General features: G+C 57.0%; 3 protein-coding genes and 1 pseudogene. All 4 read left to right on the forward strand.

Features of this window, described 5'->3' with window-relative positions; translation table 11 throughout:
- Nucleotides 1–437 (forward strand): hypothetical protein (locus tag BW737_RS16395; protein ID WP_180272261.1); only part of this gene is annotated, 437 nt, incomplete at its 5' end.
- On the forward strand, nucleotides 434–610 hold the full coding sequence (locus tag BW737_RS16400) for a hypothetical protein (protein ID WP_180272262.1): 177 nt from the start codon (nucleotides 434–436) through the stop codon (nucleotides 608–610). The genes BW737_RS16395 and BW737_RS16400, both read left to right, overlap by 4 nt.
- 278 nt (nucleotides 611–888) lie before the next feature.
- A complete protein-coding gene (locus BW737_RS15390; RefSeq protein ID WP_086616116.1) occupies nucleotides 889–1359 on the forward strand; it encodes a hypothetical protein in 471 nt (156 codons plus the stop codon).
- Nucleotides 1356–2066, forward strand: a pseudogene (locus BW737_RS15830) (hypothetical protein); the annotation flags it as partial. The gene BW737_RS15390 and the pseudogene BW737_RS15830, both read left to right, overlap by 4 nt.

Here is a 2066-nt window from a genome sequence, read left to right on the forward strand (position 1 = left end):
CGCAAATGCCCACGGCCGCAGACCCCGAAGCCACCGTGCTTGGGCAGTATCAGTCCGCCGCGCAGACCATGGGCTACCTCGACGGCATTGCCGAACTACGCGCAGGAGACAGCACCTCCGACACCATCAACGCCGCCGACATCAAAACCGTGCTGCGGGCTCAGGGATACGTTGATGCCGCGAACTACGGCTTACTCAATGACACCACCATCGAGGCCGCTGCTACCGGCAACAACGGCGGGCCGTTCTCCTTCTACACCGAGGTCGACGGGCAACCCACCATCACCGCCCCCGACCCCATGACACCAGAAGCCGCCCACGAATACATCACCTGGCAGCGGCAGGTAAACGATCCTACCATGGACAGCATCGACCGCGAGATGGTTAACACTAAAACAGGGTATGACCAGGGCCAGGCGGCAAAGGTTGTCAAATGATTCTGTTCGAAGCTTCTCTCCTGGACCTGCCAGTCTCGCGGCTCACCAGCTTGTTGTTGTCTGGTGTTCCGTGGGTTTGGGTGTGCCTGGGAGTATTTGCTGGTGTAGAGCTTCTGGTGCTTGCTGCGCGCGATTTGCCGCGTGTTCGTCCTGTGCTCCGTCGATTTGAATGATTTACGTTCGCTACTATTCTGTGCCGATAAAAAGGAGATCATCGAGTATGCGAGCCCTAACAAGAATGTCTCGTCCCCGTCGACACCGGCCAGTCGTTGGCCTGTTAGCTCTGCTGCTGGCGTGTGCGCCGTTGGTGGCGTGTTCGTCGGACTCGGATGAGAGTGGCCTGGATATCCCTACTTATGACCCTGAGGCCTGGGCCTCGGCCGAGGCGTCGGAGTCCGCAGCCGCCGCGGAGGCGTCTGCGTCGGCTGCTGCTTCTGCGGAGGCGGCTGGTGTGGTGACTGCGGAGTCGCTGTCCACCGATCGCTACCAGGTGACCTCGATCCCGGAGGATCTGGATGAGCTGCAGACCGAAGTCCTCAAGGCCTTCATCAACTACGACCAGGTCACCTGGAACATCTGGTTCACCGGCACTGGCGTGGAAAACGCCGAGCCGCTTATGACTGAAGAAACCTACCAGAGTCTTAAAAGCAGCTACGACCAAGTCAAAGGTGAAACAGTGGAAGGCAACCTGCGTGTGTCGGTTACTGCGGTGTTTGCCTACGATGTAACTTACGCTCAGGTGCTGATTTGCGACGACCAGTCCGATTTGATTTCCTATGACGCTTCGGGGCAAGACAACTCCGACCCGGAGACTCTTCAGGGGCGCTATGAGGTCTTGATTACAATGATTTACGAAGATGGAGTTTGGAAGGAGTCTGAGGAAAAGCGACTCTCTGCCAACGAATGTGTGGTCGACCAATGAAGTTCTACAGGCAATTGTCTGCTAGCATTGTTTCGCTTTTTCTTGTCTTTTTATCTGTGGTTGATTTATCGCCTGCTTGGGCCAACCAAGTCAAAGGAATGGAAGTGAGCTCGTCGTCTGGTTCGGTGGCGGCTGGTGGGGATGGTTCGGTGATGATGTCGGTGTATGTGGAGTCGACGTCGGCCGCGGCGGATGGGTCGGCTGGTTCTGGTGGTGGTGCTTCGGTGTGGTCGCAGTCGGTGACCGCGAGTGTGCATCCGGTGTGCTGGTATATTCCGTATAAGACGGGTGAGGAGACAGCTAGCTCGTTGGAGTCGGATGATACTGTCTATAACGTCACCCGTTTTAGTGGTCATACGCTGGAAGAATATCGTTCTCGTTTCCCGGATTACGAGTCTCATGCGTCCGACTCAGAGGGGTATTGGTACATTCCCTGGTGCTCTCCCGAGTATTTCAGGGGGGATGATCTTGCGGACTTCAGCACGCTGTCAAGGAGTTGGGTTGAGAGGAACATGGCTGTATGGGTTCCTGCTGGTGGTTCGCCCCCGGAGCCGGAGATAGATGGGGAGACGTTGGCTCAGGCGGCGTGGGATGCGGTGACGATTCCTACGGCGACGATTTCGTATAACCCGATGTATGGGGGTGTGGGGGCGACGTTTGTGGGTATGGATACCTGGGTGTGGGCCACGGGTGATACTCCCAAGGAA

Origin of the sequence: Actinomyces ruminis (assembly GCF_002154335.2) — a bacterium.
GTDB classification, from domain to species: domain Bacteria; phylum Actinomycetota; class Actinomycetes; order Actinomycetales; family Actinomycetaceae; genus Actinomyces; species Actinomyces ruminis.